At 37.3% G+C, this 2,092-nt stretch carries 1 protein-coding gene and 1 pseudogene; both read left to right on the top strand.

Annotation, left to right across the window (positions count from 1 at the left end):
• Nucleotides 1–206 precede the first annotated feature (206 nt).
• A complete protein-coding gene (locus tag JIG37_RS01175) occupies nt 207–1,259 on the top strand; it encodes a hypothetical protein (protein WP_199528427.1) in 1,053 nt (350 codons plus the stop codon).
• Nucleotides 1,260–1,315: 56 nt separating this feature from the next.
• Nucleotides 1,316–2,092, top strand: a pseudogene (locus JIG37_RS01180) (hypothetical protein); the annotation flags it as partial.

Here is a 2,092-nt window from a genome sequence, read left to right on the forward strand (position 1 = left end):
GCAACTAGATTATTTACTAATGGGTAAACCAATCAAAAAGCTCAATCCACCTGAAATTTTTAAGTTTCCTTGGAAATACGCAGAAAATATAAAACCAGAAAGTGAGATTAAATTTGGCAAAACAGCGTGGCAAAAATTCACCTCGTTTTTAATGATTGATATGTAAAAACTGACTGTTAGGGCAACATTGAAAGATAAGGATATCAATGTCTATTTCGTATAGATTCGCAAAAATGAATGCAAGAACAATCGAAGCGTCGCAAAATTTTAAAAATTATTTTTCGAAGAAGAGGTTTAATAAATTCACTGATTTAATGGGTTTTCAAATAGTAAAAATTCTAGTCTTAAAGGATGAAGAAAGAAGGCTTAAAGATTTAAATAGTATTGATAACGAAGGGCGTTATTTAGGTTTCCAAAAAGCAAATGATGCGATGCTTGCGTTAACTTTAGGGCCGATATTATTGGGGGCAGTGCTAACGTTTATTTCTATTATAGCTTTAATGGTGTGGGTCTATGAGTCAATTTACTATCCAAATAATGCTGCTTCTCCATTGTTCTTTGTATGCCTCTCCTTAGGATTTAACCTTTTCTTCCTCAACTTCGGGCCTATTATAGCGCGTTATATTTTACCTCGGCGAGAGGTGTATTTTGACCGCATAAATCAAACGGTGAGTTTTACCTGGTCGGTTGATAATGCGCAAAAGAATGAGCTTGGTCATGCGACATTCCCATTCTCAGATATCGAGGCGTTTTACGCTAAAGCCAACCATTCACAAGGACATGGTGTGACTCATGCGATGTATGTGGCTCATAAAGATTATCAAAATCACGCAGGTGCGTTTAGTGAAATTCGCGTTAAAGACAACCCACAAAATCCAAACTACTGTCGTTACACATGGGAGCGCGTGGTGCGTTTTATGGATTTAAGCAAACCATTAGTGGACTCACCCGAAATTGAGCCGTTTCGTCATTTAGACCCACTAACACGCGATTTTGATAAACAGAATAACCGCCCAGAAAAGTATTGGCGTTTAATGAGTTACAAACAGATGCTGCAGATAGAAGAAAAGCTTGATAACGATATTTATCGTTTTAACTTTGATGGCGCAATAACCAACCCTAAACGCTGGGCAAACGAAGAAATCACCAAACCATGGGAAAAATGGCCAATTGACGAAAGCTTAAATCAACCTGATACAACGCCTTATTGGAAGCGATTAACAAAAACCTTATTAAGACAAATAGCAGTGGGTGTTTAGGGTCTGAGATATTTAAAATGGAATGGTTAAAACAAGGAATGTAGATAGCAATGACTATGAGTAGCGATGATAAAAGCTCAGTAAAATCAAGCAATCTGGATGATTTAATTGATAACCTTATTAGTGATGAGGAGCTTGAGCGCTATATTGCTGAACAAAACGATGGTTTAACTCATGAAGAGCGAGAAAAAATTAAAAGAGAAAACCGCATTAACGCAATTAACCAGTGGTGCGCGGAAAATCCTGGCAGAGACCCAACAAGAGCGAAAGATAAAACCATTAAACAACTGGCGTTAGATGAAGAAGATGAGGTGCGAATTGAGAAATTTACAAGAGATAATCCTGAGGAAGCGGCAGAAATAAGTATAAGAGCTGAAAATAAAGTTAAATACCGTAAGAATAGTCAAACCTATAATGAGCAACTGCCAAGAGACTATTTACATAAAGACAGTTATGAAACGCGATTAAAAAAAGCTGAAGCACTCAATGGCTGCAGCTTTAAAACTCGTACCTTTAAAAGTAAGCGTTTTACTGATCAATATGGAGCAGAGCTTGAATCCCCTAATCGAGGCTCAACTCTTGAGGGGCATTGGGTAGAGAATGATGGTAAGCAGTTGGCTATTTCATGGTTTGGAGGCTGGTCTAACTTATTTACAGCACTTGGTTTTTTCTTTGAAACACTCGCTTTTATGGTTTTCTTATTTCATGTATATGCGTTAATTGCGAATGGGTTTGAATATTTTTGGATTATGGCCTCAATCTATGTGACGCTCTTTGGTTTGGGTTATTTCACTTTAAAACACCGGGCTATATTCTGTCTCTTATACACATCT

The sequence above is a fragment of the Pseudoalteromonas sp. bablab_jr010 genome (genome assembly GCF_016464105.1).
GTDB classification, from domain to species: Bacteria; Pseudomonadota; Gammaproteobacteria; order Enterobacterales; family Alteromonadaceae; genus Pseudoalteromonas; species Pseudoalteromonas simplex.